The 16,716-nt window shown below is 28.6% G+C and carries 18 protein-coding genes and 1 riboswitch; of the genes, 15 read left to right on the top strand and 3 right to left on the bottom strand.

The genetic code is table 11. The annotated features are described in order from the left end of the window. Nucleotides 1-30: 30 nt before the first annotated feature. Complete coding sequence (locus tag G594_RS0113075; RefSeq protein WP_027098998.1) at nucleotides 31-483, bottom strand: dUTP diphosphatase; 453 nt, start codon at nucleotides 481-483, stop codon at nucleotides 31-33. Between the two features lie 167 nt (nucleotides 484-650). Continuing rightward, nucleotides 651-1,193: a hypothetical protein gene (locus tag G594_RS0113070; protein WP_027098997.1), complete on the bottom strand. Its 543-nt coding sequence runs from the start codon at nucleotides 1,191-1,193 to the stop codon at nucleotides 651-653. A 321-nt stretch (nucleotides 1,194-1,514) separates the two neighbouring features. On the opposite strand from G594_RS0113070, the gene G594_RS0113065 reads away from it, so the two are divergent. The 15 genes from G594_RS0113065 to G594_RS0112995 all read left to right on the top strand — a co-directional run bounded on the left by G594_RS0113065 (nucleotide 1,515) and on the right by G594_RS0112995 (nucleotide 15,083). Then, nucleotides 1,515-2,780 carry a UDP-N-acetylglucosamine 1-carboxyvinyltransferase gene (locus tag G594_RS0113065; RefSeq protein ID WP_027098996.1) on the top strand — a complete coding sequence of 422 codons (1,266 nt, stop codon included), beginning with the start codon at nucleotides 1,515-1,517 and terminating at the stop codon, nucleotides 2,778-2,780. Nucleotides 2,781-2,796: 16 nt separating this feature from the next. Further along, nucleotides 2,797-3,588 (top strand): MBL fold metallo-hydrolase, encoded by a 792-nt coding sequence (locus G594_RS0113060; protein WP_027098995.1) that lies wholly within the window; start codon nucleotides 2,797-2,799, stop codon nucleotides 3,586-3,588. 29 nt (nucleotides 3,589-3,617) lie between these two features. Further along, a complete protein-coding gene (locus G594_RS0113055; RefSeq protein ID WP_027098994.1) occupies nucleotides 3,618-4,115 on the top strand; it encodes an SEC-C metal-binding domain-containing protein in 498 nt (165 codons plus the stop codon). Nucleotides 4,116-4,199: 84 nt separating this feature from the next. Beyond that, on the top strand, nucleotides 4,200-4,841 hold the full coding sequence (locus G594_RS0113050; RefSeq protein WP_027098993.1) for a lactate utilization protein: 642 nt from the start codon (nucleotides 4,200-4,202) through the stop codon (nucleotides 4,839-4,841). A gap of 70 nt (nucleotides 4,842-4,911) precedes the next feature. Beyond that, entirely contained in the window at nucleotides 4,912-5,451 is a 540-nt protein-coding gene (locus G594_RS0113045; protein WP_027098992.1) for an Hsp20 family protein, read from the top strand. A 60-nt stretch (nucleotides 5,452-5,511) separates the two neighbouring features. Next, on the top strand, nucleotides 5,512-5,991 hold the full coding sequence (gene rlmH, locus G594_RS0113040) for a 23S rRNA (pseudouridine(1915)-N(3))-methyltransferase RlmH (RefSeq protein WP_027098991.1): 480 nt from the start codon (nucleotides 5,512-5,514) through the stop codon (nucleotides 5,989-5,991). Nucleotides 5,992-6,131: 140 nt separating this feature from the next. After that, complete coding sequence (locus G594_RS0113035; RefSeq protein ID WP_027098990.1) at nucleotides 6,132-7,730, top strand: amidohydrolase; 1,599 nt, start codon at nucleotides 6,132-6,134, stop codon at nucleotides 7,728-7,730. Between the two features lie 85 nt (nucleotides 7,731-7,815). Next, nucleotides 7,816-7,962, top strand: a complete 147-nt coding sequence (locus tag G594_RS20155) for a hypothetical protein (RefSeq protein WP_155849311.1) — start codon at nucleotides 7,816-7,818, stop codon at nucleotides 7,960-7,962. A 141-nt stretch (nucleotides 7,963-8,103) separates the two neighbouring features. Then, nucleotides 8,104-8,400 carry a hypothetical protein gene (locus G594_RS0113025; protein WP_027098988.1) on the top strand — a complete coding sequence of 99 codons (297 nt, stop codon included), beginning with the start codon at nucleotides 8,104-8,106 and terminating at the stop codon, nucleotides 8,398-8,400. Between the two features lie 276 nt (nucleotides 8,401-8,676). Further along, nucleotides 8,677-9,894 carry a carboxylate--amine ligase gene (locus tag G594_RS0113020; RefSeq protein WP_027098987.1) on the top strand — a complete coding sequence of 406 codons (1,218 nt, stop codon included), beginning with the start codon at nucleotides 8,677-8,679 and terminating at the stop codon, nucleotides 9,892-9,894. A gap of 3 nt (nucleotides 9,895-9,897) precedes the next feature. Further along, nucleotides 9,898-10,608: a cysteate racemase gene (gene cuyB / locus G594_RS0113015; protein ID WP_027098986.1), complete on the top strand. Its 711-nt coding sequence runs from the start codon at nucleotides 9,898-9,900 to the stop codon at nucleotides 10,606-10,608. Nucleotides 10,609-10,631: 23 nt separating this feature from the next. Then, entirely contained in the window at nucleotides 10,632-12,176 is a 1,545-nt protein-coding gene (locus G594_RS18965; protein WP_051196016.1) for a Mur ligase family protein, read from the top strand. A 225-nt stretch (nucleotides 12,177-12,401) separates the two neighbouring features. Further along, complete coding sequence (locus G594_RS0113005; RefSeq protein ID WP_027098985.1) at nucleotides 12,402-12,884, top strand: hypothetical protein; 483 nt, start codon at nucleotides 12,402-12,404, stop codon at nucleotides 12,882-12,884. A gap of 98 nt (nucleotides 12,885-12,982) precedes the next feature. After that, complete coding sequence (locus G594_RS0113000) at nucleotides 12,983-14,221, top strand: HD-GYP domain-containing protein (RefSeq protein ID WP_027098984.1); 1,239 nt, start codon at nucleotides 12,983-12,985, stop codon at nucleotides 14,219-14,221. A 100-nt stretch (nucleotides 14,222-14,321) separates the two neighbouring features. Continuing rightward, nucleotides 14,322-15,083: a YdcF family protein gene (locus tag G594_RS0112995; protein ID WP_027098983.1), complete on the top strand. Its 762-nt coding sequence runs from the start codon at nucleotides 14,322-14,324 to the stop codon at nucleotides 15,081-15,083. 44 nt (nucleotides 15,084-15,127) lie between these two features. On the opposite strand, the gene G594_RS0112990 is transcribed toward G594_RS0112995, so the two are convergent. Beyond that, nucleotides 15,128-16,522, bottom strand: coding sequence for an NAD(P)/FAD-dependent oxidoreductase (locus G594_RS0112990; RefSeq protein ID WP_027098982.1), 1,395 nt, complete (start codon nucleotides 16,520-16,522; stop codon nucleotides 15,128-15,130). A 28-nt stretch (nucleotides 16,523-16,550) separates the two neighbouring features. Next, nucleotides 16,551-16,654, bottom strand: a riboswitch (purine riboswitch). Nucleotides 16,655-16,716: the final 62 nt, after the last annotated feature.

Here is a 16,716-nt window from a genome sequence, read left to right as displayed (position 1 = left end):
AAAAATTAGAGAGCTTAAAATATGATGAAGTTATAATTTAAAACCATCTACAATATCTTGTTCAGAGAATCCTAGACTTATTGCAAGACTTAAAAAGTCTTCTAATAAAGTAACATAGTGATCTTCAGAAGAAGATATTAGAAGGTCATTTATGTCTATATATAAATTTAAAAATTGATCGCTTAAACAATATTCACTAGGTTGTATAGTAATACATTTAATACTGTCATAGCCTTTATCAATTCCTAAAGATAAGACTTGCCTGAAGCAAGAGATATACTTATCGAATACAGTACTTTTATTTACAGTAAAGTTATCATCAATCCAATATTTATAGCATTTTGTTTCATTTGCTAATTCACTCATTTTTATTTGAAGTTCAAGATGTTTTCTTGCAAGTAGCTTATAACCACTTAAGTTAGTATCTATTTGAACTTTATTATTAGCTTCTTTTTGTATTTTAAACAAATCTTCAATTTGCATGTTTATATCCCCCTTAATTTTCAAGGCAATCGTCTTTATATATTTTACAGAATCTTTAAAATAAAGAAAAGGTCAGAAAACGACTACAAAACAAATATTTTTCAAATATTAAAAAAAATAATAAAAACTCCTATTTATTCTTTGAAAAAATAGGAGTTTTTATTATTTTAAAAATTTCTAAGAGGATAACTTTTAATTAATGTTTCCCTTCTACTATTAGAAATTTTCCATATTTCAAATCTATCAACCTTTAGTGTAGGATAGGTTTTATTATTTTTATTTGAATCATATAGTACTTCACTATTATTTTTTTTATCCTTATTAAAATAATTTACATTGGCTAAAGAAATTGCAAGTTCATCTTCATCATTATTTAAGATATTAAATCCATGTAATTTTAAAGTATCATTGATAACTCTTGAAATCTTTCTTATATATCCAATATGTTCAATCTTGAGATTTACTGTTTTAGTAGTCTCACTTACGCAAACACTATCGCACAATTCAACTTTAAATTTTTTATAAGGTTTTAAAATCTTTTCTAAAATTGGACTAAGCTTATCTATAGTTGGATTTTCCAATGCTCCTAAAACGATGTATGGCTGAGGAGAATTTCTATTAGCCCTAAATTTTTTTGAAAGATTTTTTTGAATAGGTGATATTAACTTATAAGATTCGTCATCGAATAGTGCAACAATATAATATTTCATAGCAAACCTCACATTCGGGAAAATTTTATATACAAACTTTGTTATAAATTATAACATATTACCAAATATAAAAAAACATAAAAGCATTGATTTTATTTAATTTACTAAAAATACTAAAATTTTAACAAATTAAATGGAGTATAGTTACTAAAAAGGTGAATTTGCCATAAAAAAGATATTTAAATAACTATACTTTATGTTATAATAGTTAAGATAGAATTCTATACAATAGAGTTATAATGCGTATTTAATAGAATTTTGGATATAATTATGAATTTTGGGAATTTTAATATATATAATCTTTGAATAAGGGTGAATTTGATGGAAAAGTTAGTTATTAATGGAGGTAAGTCTCTTAGGGGAGCGGTTGAAATAAATGGTGCAAAAAATGCAGCGGTTGCAATATTACCAGCTGCTATAATAGCGAATACTGGAAAATGTGTAATTGATAATATACCGGATATAGAAGATGTACATTGTTTAGAACGTATACTAAAAAGTTTAGGATGCACTGTAAATAAGTTAGATAATAATACATTAGAAATTGATAGTACGGATGTAAATAATTTTGATGCTTGCACAGAAGATGTTAGAAGAATGAGAGCTTCTTATTATTTTATTGGATCGTTATTAGCAAGATTTAAGCAAGCTAGAGTGGAATTACCAGGGGGATGCCCTATAGGTGTTAGACCAATAGACCAACATATAAAGGGGTTTGAAGCATTAGGTGCAGAAGTTGTTATAGAACATGGTGCTGTAAAAGTTAAAGCAGATAGGCTAGTTGGGACTAATATTTTCTTTGATGTTGTTTCAGTTGGAGCTACAATTAATGTTATGATTGCAGCTACATTAGCTGAAGGGGTAACAACATTAGAAAATGTTGCAAAGGAACCACATGTAGTAGATGTTGCGAACTTCTTAAACACTATGGGGGCAGACATAAAGGGTGCAGGAACTGATGTTATTAGAATTAGAGGTGTTAAAGAACTAAGCGGATGTTCGTATAGTGTTATTCCTGATCAGATTGAGGCCGGGACATTTATGATTTCTGCTGCAGCAACAAGAGGGGATATTACAATAAAAAATGTAATTCCTAAGCATTTAGAATCTATAACAGCAAAACTTATAGAAATGGGAGTAGTTGTTGAAGAAGGTGACGATAGTGTTAGAGTTACAGTCGATGGAGAACTTAAGGGCGTTAATATAAAAACAACTCCATATCCAGGGTTTCCAACAGACATACAACAACCTATGTCTTCGCTTTTATCAACAGTACCAGGAAGAAGTATGATTAATGAATCTATATATGAAAATAGACATAAACATACTGATGAGCTAAAGAAGATGGGTGCTAACATAAAAGTTGAAGGTAGAGTAGCCTTAATTGATGGTGTAGAGAAGTTAACAGGTGCTGTAGTTGTGGCAACTGATTTAAGAGCAGGTGCAGCTATGGTTGTAGCTGGGCTTATGGCTGAAGGTGAAACAGAAATTACAAATATAGAACATATAGATAGAGGATATCCTCATATAGAGGAAAAATTTAGATCTTTAGGAGCTGACATACATAGAGTTAGTTGTGAAGATTAAGATGGGGGAAAAGTAAATGATTTTTTGCTCATTATATAGTGGTAGCAGTGGCAATAGTATTTTTATAGGTGATAAAGAATCAAAAATATTAATTGATGCTGGTATGCCTGGAAAAAAGATTGATGAAGCAATGAAGTCTATTGGGCAAGATCCTAGTAAGTTAGATGGAATATTCATTACTCATGAGCATAGTGACCATATTAAAGGTGTAGGAATAATATCAAGGAAATACGATGTCCCTATATATGCTAATGATAAGACTTGGGCTGCTATGGAAAGTTCAATAGGCAAGGTAAAAGAGCATAACATAAAAGTTATGTATAGAAGAACAAGCGTTGATATAGGTAGCTTAAATATAAAGTCTTTTATAATACCACACGATGCTATATCGCCGGTAGGTTATACAGTAAGTAATGGGATAAAGCAAGTAAGTGTTGCTACTGACTTTGGTGTATTTACAGAAGAAATTTATAGTAATGTAAAAGACTCAGAGGTTATTTTATTAGAAAGTAACCATGATGTTAATATGCTAAAGTTCGGTCCATATCCATATTCACTAAAAAGAAGAATATTAAGTGAAGTTGGTCACTTATCAAATGATGACTGTGGCGAAGCTATAGTTAATATAGCAAAAAATGGATTTGGAAAAAAGGTTATATTAGGGCATTTAAGTAATACAAATAATCATCCTGATTTAGCTTATCAAACAGTTTTAAATGTAATAAAAGATAAAGGCTTAAAACAAGGTGAGGATGTAATACTTTCTATGGCAAGTAGAAAAGAGCCAAGTGGCTATATAGAATTATAAAAAATATATTTAGAAAAGAGGAGAATAGTATGAGTTTATACAGTAATTGGACTGATATGGTAGTAGAATATGTTAAGACTAAGGGCGAAAAGGCTTTTTGGGATGAATATAGTGCTATAGAAACAAAAATATATAAAGATTTATTAGCAGATCATAAAAACGTGAAAAAAGTTGTGATTTCAAATCTTGCTAAAGAATATAATACAACAGAAGAGTTCATAATGGGATTTGTTGATGGAATAAATGATAGTTTAAACAATCCATATGATCTTGAATCTGTAGATTCAAATACTGAATTAGTATTTGATATAAACTTAGAAAAATTATATTTTAATATGTTAGATGCAAAGGCTGATTACTTATATAACTTACCACAATGGGATGGAATATTCTCAGTAGAGAAGAGACATGAAATAGAGAAAGAATATAAAGATTCTAAAACAGTTAGAAATGAAAATAAAGTAGGTAGAAATGATCTTTGCCCATGTGGTAGTGGTAAAAAGTATAAGAAGTGTTGTGGAAAGTAAGTTGAATTTAGGTAGATATGAGTATCATATCTACCTTTTTTGTATGATAAAATTTAATTAAAGATGTATTGAGGAGGTTTTTATATGGATAAGAATTTAAAGTGGGTTAATGAACAAAAAATAATTAGAACAATTGAAGCATTAGAGAAAAATAATATGAATGGTTACTTGGTTGAAAATGAAGAGGAGTTAATAGATAAAATTAAAGAGATAGTTTCAGAAGGTTCAATGGTAGCTTGTGGTGGTTCTATATCTTTATTTGAAACAGGAGTAATAGATCATTTAAGAAGCGATAGATATAAATTCCTAGATAGATATAAGGAAGGATTAACAAAAGAGGAAATAGTAAAGATTTATAAAGAGGCTTTTTTTGCAGATGCATATTTTTCTAGTAGTAATGCCATAACGGAAGATGGACAACTGTATAATGTTGATGGGAATGGAAACAGAGTAGCAGCTTTATTATATGGGCCAGAAAAAGTAATTATCATATGTGGTATTAATAAGATAGTTCCAACATTAGATGATGCTATTAAAAGGAATAAAACAGTAAGTGCGCCAGCTAATGCAAAAAGGTTAAATAAAAATACTCCTTGTACAAAGGTAGGATACTGCATGAACTGCAATAGTAAAGAAAGGATATGTAGTGAGTATACTGTTATAAAAAGACAAAGTATAAAAGGAAGAATACATGTTATATTTTTAAATAAAGAGATAGGATATTAAAATTGTATCAAAAAAGGAACCATTTAATACATATATATTATAAAAGCATCTTTATGAGGGGATGGTATATATGTTTGGAATGTTTCCTTTTATGTTTAATAATAGCCCTATGAATAATAACAATAATAATTTTAACTATGGAAGTATATTAAATGGTTTGCTAAATGATGATTTTATAAATGGAATGGTTGATCAACTTTTATCTAGTGATTTTGTAAATAATATGGTTGATGATTTGATGAATGAGGATGCTTATGATATATCAATAAAAGATTATGGCCCATATTATTTGATAAAAGGATATTTACCAGGATTAACTCCAAAGGATGTAAATATAGACTTTGAGGAAAACAAAGCTATATTAACCATTAAGAAAAAGCAAACATATTCAAATGGTAGAAATGTAAGAATGACAATAATTCAAACTGGTGGAGATTTAATAAAAACCTTCTATGTAGAAGAAATAGATGTAACAAAATTAAAAGCATCATTTGATAATGATTTATTATTGTTAACATTACCTAAGAAAAAACAAATAAAATCTAAAGATGTTGTTGTAGAAGATGATTCTCCAACTATTATAGATGTAGATAACTATAAAGTAGAATAAAATGAGTTTTAATCCTCCTTTGTGGTAATATATTAGTATATTACTTAGGAGGATATTTTTATGAACATTTCAATTATTGCAGTGGGAAAGTTAAAAGAGAAATATTTAAAACAAGCAATTGATGAATATTCAAAGAGATTGAGTAGGTATTGTAAGTTAGAAATTATAGAATTACCAGATGAGAAAACACCAGATAATGCATCAGAAAAAGAAGAGCAACAAATAAAAGAAAAAGAAGGTAGATTGATTTTATCTAAAATAAAGGATAATTCTTATGTAGTTGCAATGGACTTAAAGGGTAAGCAAATAACTTCTGAAGAGTTTGCTTCATTTATATCAAATTGTTGTGTTACAGGAAATTCAAATATAGTTTTTATAATTGGAGGAAGTTTAGGGTTATCAGAAGATGTAATTAAAAGAGCAAATTATAAGCTATGTTTTTCAAAGATGACATTTCCTCATCAGTTATTTAGAGTAATGCTTTTAGAGCAAGTATATAGAGGATTTAGAATTATTAACAATGAGCCGTATCACAAGTAAGTTTTCAAATAAAGATAAGTAGTGTGTTTTATTTGAAGAGAATATAGTAAGATTCTAGCTAAAAAACTGATTAAAAAATATATACTGTGAAAAGCTAAAGCTGAATAAATATAAATTAAGAGAATTTTGGGAGGGTAAAAATGTCCAATAAAGAAAAGTTATATTTTAATGGAGATATATTGACACTTGAGGATGAATTATATACTGAAGCAGTGTTAATTAAAGGAAGAAAGATAGATAAGTTAGGGAAAAAAGAAGATTTACTTAAGGAAGCAAGTAAAGATGTGGAGATAATTAATCTACAAGGGAAAACATTAATGCCATCATTCATAGATGCACATAGTCATTTTTCTGGATATGCTAGTTCCTTTACACAAGTAGATTTAGGAGAAGCAGTAAGTTTTGAGGAAATTGTTGATGCTATACAAAGGTTTATTAAAAAGAATAATATACCAGCTGGAATGTGGATTCAAGCAAATGGCTATGATCAAAGTTATTTAGAGGAAAAGTTTCATCCAACTAAGGCGGTTTTAGATAAAGCAGCTCCTAATAATCCACTTATTGTTAAACATAAGTCTGGACATATGGGTGTATTAAATACTATAGGAATAAATGATTTAGGGATAACAGTGGATACACCAAGTCCAGAAGGAGGCGTTATAGAAAAGAAGGATGGAGAAGTTACTGGATATTTAGAAGAAAATGCATATATAAATTATATTCAATCTATACCAGTTGTATCTAATGAAGAATTTATGGAAACTCTGCTTAAGGCTCAATGTGCATATGCCAGTTATGGTATTACAACTGTTCAAGAGGGAATGGTTGTAGATGTATTAACAGATATATTTCAGTATTTAATACAGTCTAAACTTCTAAAAATAGATTTGATTGGATATTTAGATATAATGAATGCTGAATTATTAAAAGAAAAGTTTGCAAATTGTATTCAGAGATATGATAATCATGTGAAAATGGGAGGATATAAGACTTTCTTGGATGGATCTCCACAAGGTCGTACCGCATGGATGAGAACTCCATACTTAGGAAAGGAAAAAGATTATTATGGATATGGAGTACAAAAGGATGAAGAAATAGAAAGTAAATTAGAGAAGGCATTAAGGGAAGATATGCAGATATTAGTCCATTGTAATGGAGATGCTGCTTCTCAGCAATTCATAGATCAATATGAAGTTGCCAAAGAAAGAACTCATTCGAATAATAATATAAGGCCTGTTATGATACATGCTCAATTATTAGCAGAAGACCAATTAGATGATTTAAAAGCTTTGGGTATAATGCCATCTTTCTTTGTAGCCCATGTTTATTACTGGGGGGATATTCATATAAAGAATTATGGAATGGAAAGAGCAAGTAAAATAAGTTTGGCAAAGTCAGCTCAAGATAAGGGAATACTATATACATTTCATCAAGATTCGCCTGTTATAGAGCCTAATATGTTAGAAACTATATGGTGTGCTGTTAATAGAATAACTAAAAATGGAGTTTTATTAGGAGAAGAGGAAAGGGTAAGTCCCTTAGATGCCTTAAAAGCTGTTACAAAAAATGCAGCATACCAATATTTCGAGGAAGATATTAAAGGTACCTTAAAAGAAGGTAAGTTAGCGGATTTAGTTATATTAGATAAGAATATACTAAAGGTTGATCCTATGGAAATAAAAGATATACAAGTTCTTGAGACTATTAAAGAAGGCGAAACTATATTTAAAAAGCAATAGTTATAATTTTAAAAGAAGAGGTGGTTTATCCACCTTTTTTATTTTAGGTTACTTAAAGGTAATAGTATTTAGTACTACTTTTTTATTGGTTTTATTATTGGGAGGAATATTTAAGATTGTAGATACTAGAAAAACTCAAGCTATAGAAAGAGAAAAACAGGTTGAGTTTGAGGCACAAAGACTAAAAGCAGAGGAGGAAGCTAAAAGGAAGTTGGAAGGGGAAAAAGAATGAACAGAAGCCACAAAATAATCAAACACAGGAAGGTACAACTTCTGAATCTATATTAGAATCTAATATTCCTATTAAGGAGAATACAAAAATATTTAGGGTCTGAAATAAGCAGGTTTGGATTTATTTATTATGATTTAACAAGTGGGATACAAGATAGAAATAAATGAAAATAAGGTCTTTACAGCAGCAAGTACATATAAGGTTGGCTTAAATATGGTCACATATGAAAAAATAAGAAAGGGTTCATTAGATAAATATTTCCAATACAATAAGGTCGTACATAAAATGAGTAATTATGGTGGCGCTGTTAGTGATATAGGAATAGTGTTTACAGACAAGCCATATGTAATAGTAGCGTATGCAGAAGGGGTAAGTGGCCCAGCTGAAAAAATATCTAAAATATCAAGAATGATATATAATGAACAATTGAAAAAGTAACTAATCAAGAGGTTGTCTCAGATTAAGGTTTTACCTTAGGCTTATACAGCCTTGTTTATTAAATATGAAAAAGTATGTTTAATAAATTCTTTTGTGACAATAATTAAAAAAGAAGTTATTTTGCTAAAAATAATGTATAATAGTAGTTGTAAAAACCTTGGAAAGTGGCAATATTACTTGCCTTGACAAATAAAATAGCGAATACTATAATGTATTGAGCAAAAATGTACAAGTTTTTTTACTTTTAATTATTGAGAAAAGATGGTGAGATAAATTATGAAACAAAAGGAAATAGAATTTATGCCACTTTTATTTGGCGGAGATATTAATGTTTATAGTGTGGCTAGAGCTTTTCATGAAGCATATGGAATAAAAAGTACAGTATGGGGAAAGTATGCAATAGGTCCTTGTTTTAATAGTGATATTATAGATTATAATGTGTGTGAGAAAAATGATGATCAAGAAAACTTTATTAAACATGTAAGAGAATTTGCGAATAAGCACAAGGATAAAACAGTTATATTAATTGGATGTGGAGATAGTTATGTAAAACTATGTGCTGAAAATTTAGGGAATTATCCAAGTAATGTAGTAGCTCCATATGTTAGTAGTGAAATGATGAATACATTAATACATAAGGAAAAGTTCTACAATATATGTGATAAGTATGGAATAGATTACCCGAATACATTTATATATCGTAAGGAAATGGGAAATGACTTTGAACTTCCATTTGGAGCACCATATATCTTAAAGCCTGCTAATAGTGTTATGTATTGGGAATATCCTTTCCAAAGTCAAAAAAAGGTTTATAAGCTTGATACAAGAGAAGAATTAGAAGAAACATTAAAGCAAATATATGATGCTGGATATACGGATTCAGTGGTGTTACAAGAATTTATAAATGGTGACGACACATATATGAGAGTTTTAACAAACTATTCAGATAAGAATGGAAAAGTTAAGTTAATGGCATTAGGACATGTTTTGTTAGAAGAACATACACCTCATGGAATAGGGAATCATGCTGTTATAATAAACGAATATAATGAAGATGTTACAGTGAAAATTAAAAAATTTCTTGAAGATATCAACTTTGTAGGATTTTCAAATTTTGATATAAAATACGATGAGAAAGACGGAAAGTATAAAGTATTTGAAATAAATGTTCGTCAAGGAAGAAGTAATTACTATGTAACAGGTAGTGGAAATAATATAGTTAAATATTTAGTTGAGGATTATATAGAAAATAAGGATATTCCTTTTAAAATAGCAAAAGAAAGATGCTTATGGAGTGTAGTTCCAAAGTATGTAATGTTTAAGTATATAAAACCTCAACAATATAAAGATGAAATGAGAGAACTTATAAAAGAAGGAAAAGTAACAAACTCTCTAGATTATAAAGTAGACAATGGATTTAAGAGAAAAATGAGTTTGTTTAAATCAAAGTTAGGGCACGTATATAAATATAGAAAGTATCTTGGAGGAAAATAGTAGATGTCTTCAAATACAGGTTATAATAAACTAGGTGTTATAGGTGGAATGGGACCTAAGGCAACTCAATTATTTATGGGAATGGTTATTGATAGAACCAATGCAGATAAAGATCAAGAGCATATACCAATGGTTGTTTTAAATGATACTACAATACCAGATAGAACTAGTGCTATTCTTAATAAAGATGAGAGTAAGGTGTTAAATAAGCTGGTAGAAGATGCAAAGCTATTAGAAACTACTGGATGTAAGGTTATAGCAGTTCCATGTAATACTTCACATTATTTTATAGATAATGTTCAAAGTGAGGTATGTATACCTATAATAAATATGATAAAAGAAACAGTTAAATATATATATAACAGAAAGAAAAGTATTAAAAAGGTTGCTATTTTAGCAACTGATGGCACAATAAGTGTTGGGGTATATCAAAAAGAACTTGAGTTATTAGATATTGAAAGTTATATTCCTAGTAAAGACAAGCAAGCTATGGTGATGGACATAATATATAATCAAGTTAAAAAAGGGAAAATAGGAAATTATGGTATGTTTTTAGAGATAGAAAGGGAACTTAAAGAGGCAGGCTGTGATGGAGCTATATTAGCGTGTACAGAATTATCTTGCTTTAAAGAGCAACATGATTTATCTGATTTTTATATAGATGCAATGGATATTTTAGTAAGTAAGTCTATAGAGATGTGTTCAAAAAACTAAGTAATAAAGAAAAGGAGTAGTTTATGAGTAATATATGTAGTTTAGAAGAATACCTAAAGCTTTTATTAAAACAGAATTTAGTATTGGAATATAATATAGAAGATAAGAAGAAAAGTCATATAGAGTATGTTTCATGTAATTCTAAAGATATAAAAACAAATACTTTATTTATTTGTAAAGGGGCACACTTTAGAGAAGAATTTTTAAAGGATGCAATAATAAGTGGAGCAGTTTGCTATATAAGCGAAAATAAGTATGAGTTAGGAAATGATTGCTCTTATATAATTGTTAATGATATAAGAAAAGCAATGGCGTATATATCAAATTATTTTTATAATAAAGCTTGGGAAAAGTTAAACTTAGTAGGGATTACAGGTACTAAAGGAAAGTCTACCACTACATATTTTATAAGATATATATTTGATGAATATCTAAAAAGCATTAATGAACCAATGAGTGGCGTTATATCTTCTATAGATACATATGATGGTGTTATAGATATAGAGTCACATATTACTACACCAGAATCAATTGATTTACATAAGCACTTTGATAATGCTGTTAGAAGTGGAATGAAATATATGGAGATGGAAGTATCTAGCCAAGCGTTGAAATACAATAGAGTATTAGGTATAGAATTTAATGTTGGATGTTTTTTAAATATAGGTTATGATCATGTAAGTGATATAGAGCATAAGGATTTTGATGACTACTTTAGCTCAAAGCTTAGGATATTTGAACAAAGTAAGATATCTTGTATTAACTTAAACACTGAGCATTTAGAAGAAGTATTAAAAGCAAGTAAGAAGTGTTCTAATATGATAACTTTTGGGTTAGATAAAAAAGAAGCAGATGTATATGGTTATGGTGTTAGAAAGAAAGATAATAACATATTATTTAGAGCTAGAACAAAGAGATTTGATAAGGAGTTCCAATTAACTATTCCAGGGTTATTTAATGTTGAAAATGCATTAGCAGCAATAGCAATATGTGAGGCGTTAGATATTCCTGAAAAGTATATATATGAAGGCCTTAAAAAAGCTAAGGTTAAGGGAAGAATGGAAGTTTATAACAATGAGGATAATAAGGTGATAGCCATTGTAGACTATGCTCATAATAAGTTGAGTTTTGAAAGGCTATTTGAATCTGTTAAAGCAGAGTATCCAGAAAGAAAAATAACTACTGTTTTTGGATGTCCAGGTAAGAAGGCTCTAGATAGACGTAAAGATTTAGGTGAGATTTCAGGAAAATATTCAGATACGGTAATAATTACAGAGGAAGATCCAGGAGAAGAATCAGTTGTAGATATATGTAATGAAATATCTAAATATATTAAAGCTCAAGGATGCAATTATTCTATAGTTACTGACAGAGGAAAAGCTATAGAAAAAGCCATTATGGATGTAGATGAAGATAGTGTAATTTTAATAACAGGAAAAGGAGATGAAACAAGACAAAAAAGAGGTCTTGAATATATAGATTGTCCTTCAGATGTTGATTATACTAAAGAATTTTTATATAAATATGATAATAGGTTGTTTAAAAAAGATAGAATAAAAAAATTTTAATAAGAATAAATAATAGTAATAAATCTTATATAATTAAGTAAATATATAGTAATAGATTAGTTATTAAAAACCGCACTTCGTAGATTTATAGAGGTGCGGTTTTCTAATATTATTGTTTTATTTATTAATTAGTTTTTAAAAAAGTTATACTTAATTAAAGATTGGAGTTATAAAAAAAACTTTAATTAATAGATAATAATATAGCATGATGAAAAAGAGGTAATTATGAATTCAGATAATTATAATGGATTTGAAGAGTTTTTTTACAATATGTTTAATTTTACTGGAACTTTTGATGAACAGGGATGTTCAGATATGCCAGGAGGATTTCAAGATTTAAATCCTCAGCTTTTTTCTTTGATGGGACAAATTATAGGTATGGTTATGTCTGGAAACCTACCTTTTAATGTTCAAAATGCTATAGGAAATTGGTTAATGTTGGTGGGGCAAACTATTGAAACATATAATGCACAGCAACAATATTTTCAAAGTGGTCCAGGACGTTATTATGATCTTAAATATAAAAATGTAACCAATCCGTTTTGTCCACAAAGTAACCAATCTAGTTCAACTTCACAAACAGGAGAATCAACATCAAAGAATAAGCAAACAGCAAAGACTTGTTCTGATATAGAACACCTTAGAAAAGAAGTAGATAGGTTATCATTAGAACTAGAGAGATTGAGAAAGGAAGTTCATGGTCAATGAAAGAAAAGTATTTACTAAAAATGTATAAGTATTTTATAATTAATTAATAAATTTATAGTAGTAAGTATTAATTTTATTTAAAGAAATGGATATCAGGTATGAAAGAAGTATTATTAAAAGATGTTATAACGATTATACATAGAACAATAAATTCCATAGATGATAGATTACTAGAGCATGGAGAACAGGTAGCATATATAATGATGAACTTATTAAAAGAAAGAGGTATAAATGATAAGGATGAGATAATAGATTTATGTACAATATCAATGTTTCATGATATTGGAATACATAAAGTGAGTGAAGTAAAAGACTTATTAAGTGTTGATTCTTTTAGTCCCTTTGAACATGCAATATATGGGGCATTATTTATTAAATACTTTTCACCATTAAGTAAGCTATATAAGGTGGTTTTAGGGCATCATTTTACATATAAATATATAAAGTTAAAAAATATAGATGTACCTATAGAGGCCGTAATGTTAGGATTAGCAGATTATTTTAGTATATTAGTTATAAATGATAAGGAATTAAGTACCTATGAAATTAGAAAAATGACCAATATATATACTTTAGAAAATGTACAATTGCTTTTAGAGGTAATTGATAAGTATGATATTAATAGGAAGCTAAAAGATAAATCATATAAATCTGAGTTATATGATTTCTTAAAGGATAAGAAGTTAAAAAGAGAAGAGATATTTAATTATGCTAGAATGTTAGCTTATGCTATAGATTTTAGAAGTGAAGTTACAGTTAAACATAGTATAATTGTAGAAGCTATAAGTTATGAAATTGGGAAATTGCTAGGACTAGATGAAAAAGTATTATATAAATTAAAGATATCTGGAATATTGCATGATATAGGTAAGATATCTATACCAGTTAATATATTGGAGAAAGAAAGTAAGCTAAATGAAGAGGAGTTTGAGATAATAAAAGAACATTCTATTATAGGATATAATATTTTAAGTGGATTGAATATAGATGATATTAGAGATATAGCTACCTTACATCATGAGAAAATTGATGGAAGTGGATACCCTTTTGGAATTAAGGGGGATGAGCTATCTACGGAAATAAGGATTTTATCTATAGCAGATATATTAAGTGCATTAGTTGGAAGAAGAAGTTATAAAGAATCTTTTGATAAAGATACAGTAGTTAATATACTTAATGAAATGAGCGAGAATAATAAAATAGATAAGGATATTACAAATCTAGTTATACTAAATTATGATTCTATATTGAATAAGGCTGATATAAAATCACGTAAAATAATGAATATATACTTAGATATTAAGAAAGAACATAGAGATTTGCTTGATATGTTATAGATAAACATATTACATATTAATTAAAAAGGCAAAAATCACATTTACGGAAATAATTACCTCTGATACTATTATTCTATAAGATATTAGGGGAGGAGATAAAATGAAAAAGAATTTAGACATAGTTATAGGTGGAATATTAACGGTATATTCTATACTGGTAAATGTATTGAGTTTTAGGAAAATCGCCTTTAGTGAAGTTTTTTTAATAGCTGGTATAGTGTTTATACTATATCATTTTATTAAGAAAAAGATATATAATAATGAGAAATTAAAATTAATAGATAAAGTAATCAAGATTTTTGTATGCATTGGACTAGTTGTGTTTTTCATTATAGAAGGCATTATAATATGTTACCCTAAGAATAGTACAGAGACAACTGATTATATTATTGTTCTAGGTGCAGGGTTAAATAATAGGAATGAGCTAAGTCAAACCTTAAGGGATAGGCTTAATACAGCATTAGATTGTCTTAATAAGTATAATAAAGAGAGTTACATTGTGGTTTCTGGTGGACAGGGTGAAGATGAAGATATGTCAGAAGCAGAGGCAATGGAAGGGTATTTATTAGAAAATGGTGTTAGTAAAGATAGAATTATAAAAGAAGATAAATCAAGAAATACATCTGAAAACTTTAAGTTTTCAAAAGAAAAAATTCAAGAGCATAGTAATAAAGATTTAAAAGATGTAAGCGTAAAAATAATAACAACAGATTTTCATGCTTTCAGAAGTAGTATGTTAGCAAAAAGAAATGGATATGAAAATATTGAAGTATATTCAAGCAATACAGTAAATTACTTAGTTCCTGTATTTTATACAAGAGAATTTGTAGCTTTAGTAAAAAGTTATTTTTTTGATAGATAACAAAAAAACCTCTAGTAAAAAATTTTACTAGAGGTTTTTTATGTTTATAGAAGTCTTCCCATCATGACTCCCATAGCAGAAGCCATCATAAGGCCTCTTGTCCATCCACTTGAGTCACCTAAACAGTGAAGTCCTTTTATATTAGTTTCAAAGTTTGTATCTAATTTTATTTTATTGCTATAGAATTTAATTTCTGGACCGTAAAGAAGTGTTTCTCTACTTGCAAACCCAGGAACTACTGTATCCATAGCTTCAATGAAGTTTAATATGTTGGTCATAGTTCTATATGGCATTGCAGAAGTTAAATCACCTGCTTCTGCATCTGGAAGAGTGTGTTTTACATTTGATTCATAAAGTTCATGTTCCCATGTTCTCTTACCATCTAATATATCACCATATCTTTGAACTAATATCTTTCCATTACCTAGCATATTAACAAGTTCAGCTACTTTTTTACCATATTCAATAGGCTCGTTAAAAGGTTCAGCAAAGTTATGAGAACTTAATATAGCTAAATTAGTATTATCAGACTTTAGATTCTTATATGAATGACCATTAACTATAGCAAGATTATTATCATAGTTTTCTTGGCTTACAAAACCACCAGGGTTTTGACAGAAGGTTCTTACCTTATCTTTAAATGGAAGAGGATGTCCAATTAATTTTGATTCATAAAGAACATTATTAACACTTTCCATTACCTCATTTCTAAGTTCTACTCTAACACCAATATCTACTGGACCTGCAGAATGGTTAATATTATGTTCAACACACATATCCTTTAACCAGTCAGCACCTTTTCTACCTGTAGCAACAACAACTTTATTACTGAATACTTCTTCATCCTTTTTCTTAGTTAAGGAATCAGTTAATAAGGCTCCAGTAACAGAGTTATTTTCTATAATTAAGTTTTTAACTAATGTATCAAATTTAATTTCAACACCAACTTCTAATAGGTGATTTTGAATTTTAAGGTATATTTCTTGAGCCTTTTCTGTACCTAAATGTCTAATAGGACAATCTACTAATTTTAGTCCACCTTGAATTGCTTTTCTTCTAATTTCTTTAACAGCATCATTATTATCTATACCCTCAACTTTAGTATCAGCACCAAAGTCTAGGTATATTTTATCAGTATAATCAATAAATTCTTGAGCAGTTTTTGCTCCAACAAGGTTTGGTAAATCTCCACCAACTTCATAACTTAATGATAACTTTCCATCTGAAAATGCACCAGCGCCAGAGAATCCTGATGTGATATGACAATAAGGTTTGCAAGAAACACAAACATTTGTCCTGTCTTTAGGGCAATGTCTTTTATCTATTTGTTTTCCAGCTTCAATTAAAAGGATTTTAGATTGTGGTTTTTGTTTCTTAAGTTCATATGCAGTAAAGATTCCTGCAGGGCCAGCACCAACTATAATTACATCATAATTCATTATAAACATCTCCTCGTAAATTAAGATAATATACTTAGCAGACACTTATAGCCCAGAGTAATTTACGGTAACTCGGTAGAAACATCCAACCCATATTGTAGGATTTATATAAGTGAACAATTTATTTGAAATTAATAAAAAAGTTCTAACTACAAGGTGATTTTAGCTTATTTTACACATAAAATCAATACAAA

Origin of the sequence: Clostridium paraputrificum AGR2156 (assembly GCF_000424025.1) — a bacterium.
Lineage (GTDB): Bacteria > Bacillota > Clostridia > Clostridiales > Clostridiaceae > Clostridium > Clostridium paraputrificum.
Note: the sequence above shows the minus strand (reverse complement) of the source record. Positions and strands in the feature narration are given on the sequence as shown.

Excerpts from the sequence above, each read along its gene's own strand:
- G594_RS0113075 (WP_027098998.1), bottom strand. The coding sequence starts at position 483 with ATGCAAATTGAAGATTTGTTTAAAATACAAAAAGAAGCTAATAATAAA.
- G594_RS0113070 (WP_027098997.1), bottom strand. The coding sequence starts at position 1,193 with ATGAAATATTATATTGTTGCACTATTCGATGACGAATCTTATAAGTTA.
- G594_RS0113065 (WP_027098996.1), top strand. The coding sequence starts at position 1,515 with ATGGAAAAGTTAGTTATTAATGGAGGTAAGTCTCTTAGGGGAGCGGTT.
- G594_RS0113060 (WP_027098995.1), top strand. The coding sequence starts at position 2,797 with ATGATTTTTTGCTCATTATATAGTGGTAGCAGTGGCAATAGTATTTTT.
- G594_RS0113055 (WP_027098994.1), top strand. The coding sequence starts at position 3,618 with ATGAGTTTATACAGTAATTGGACTGATATGGTAGTAGAATATGTTAAG.
- G594_RS0113050 (WP_027098993.1), top strand. The coding sequence starts at position 4,200 with ATGGATAAGAATTTAAAGTGGGTTAATGAACAAAAAATAATTAGAACA.
- G594_RS0113045 (WP_027098992.1), top strand. The coding sequence starts at position 4,912 with ATGTTTGGAATGTTTCCTTTTATGTTTAATAATAGCCCTATGAATAAT.
- rlmH (WP_027098991.1), top strand. The coding sequence starts at position 5,512 with ATGAACATTTCAATTATTGCAGTGGGAAAGTTAAAAGAGAAATATTTA.
- G594_RS0113035 (WP_027098990.1), top strand. The coding sequence starts at position 6,132 with ATGTCCAATAAAGAAAAGTTATATTTTAATGGAGATATATTGACACTT.
- G594_RS0113020 (WP_027098987.1), top strand. The coding sequence starts at position 8,677 with ATGAAACAAAAGGAAATAGAATTTATGCCACTTTTATTTGGCGGAGAT.
- cuyB (WP_027098986.1), top strand. The coding sequence starts at position 9,898 with ATGTCTTCAAATACAGGTTATAATAAACTAGGTGTTATAGGTGGAATG.
- G594_RS18965 (WP_051196016.1), top strand. The coding sequence starts at position 10,632 with ATGAGTAATATATGTAGTTTAGAAGAATACCTAAAGCTTTTATTAAAA.
- G594_RS0113005 (WP_027098985.1), top strand. The coding sequence starts at position 12,402 with ATGAATTCAGATAATTATAATGGATTTGAAGAGTTTTTTTACAATATG.
- G594_RS0113000 (WP_027098984.1), top strand. The coding sequence starts at position 12,983 with ATGAAAGAAGTATTATTAAAAGATGTTATAACGATTATACATAGAACA.
- G594_RS0112995 (WP_027098983.1), top strand. The coding sequence starts at position 14,322 with ATGAAAAAGAATTTAGACATAGTTATAGGTGGAATATTAACGGTATAT.
- G594_RS0112990 (WP_027098982.1), bottom strand. The coding sequence starts at position 16,522 with ATGAATTATGATGTAATTATAGTTGGTGCTGGCCCTGCAGGAATCTTT.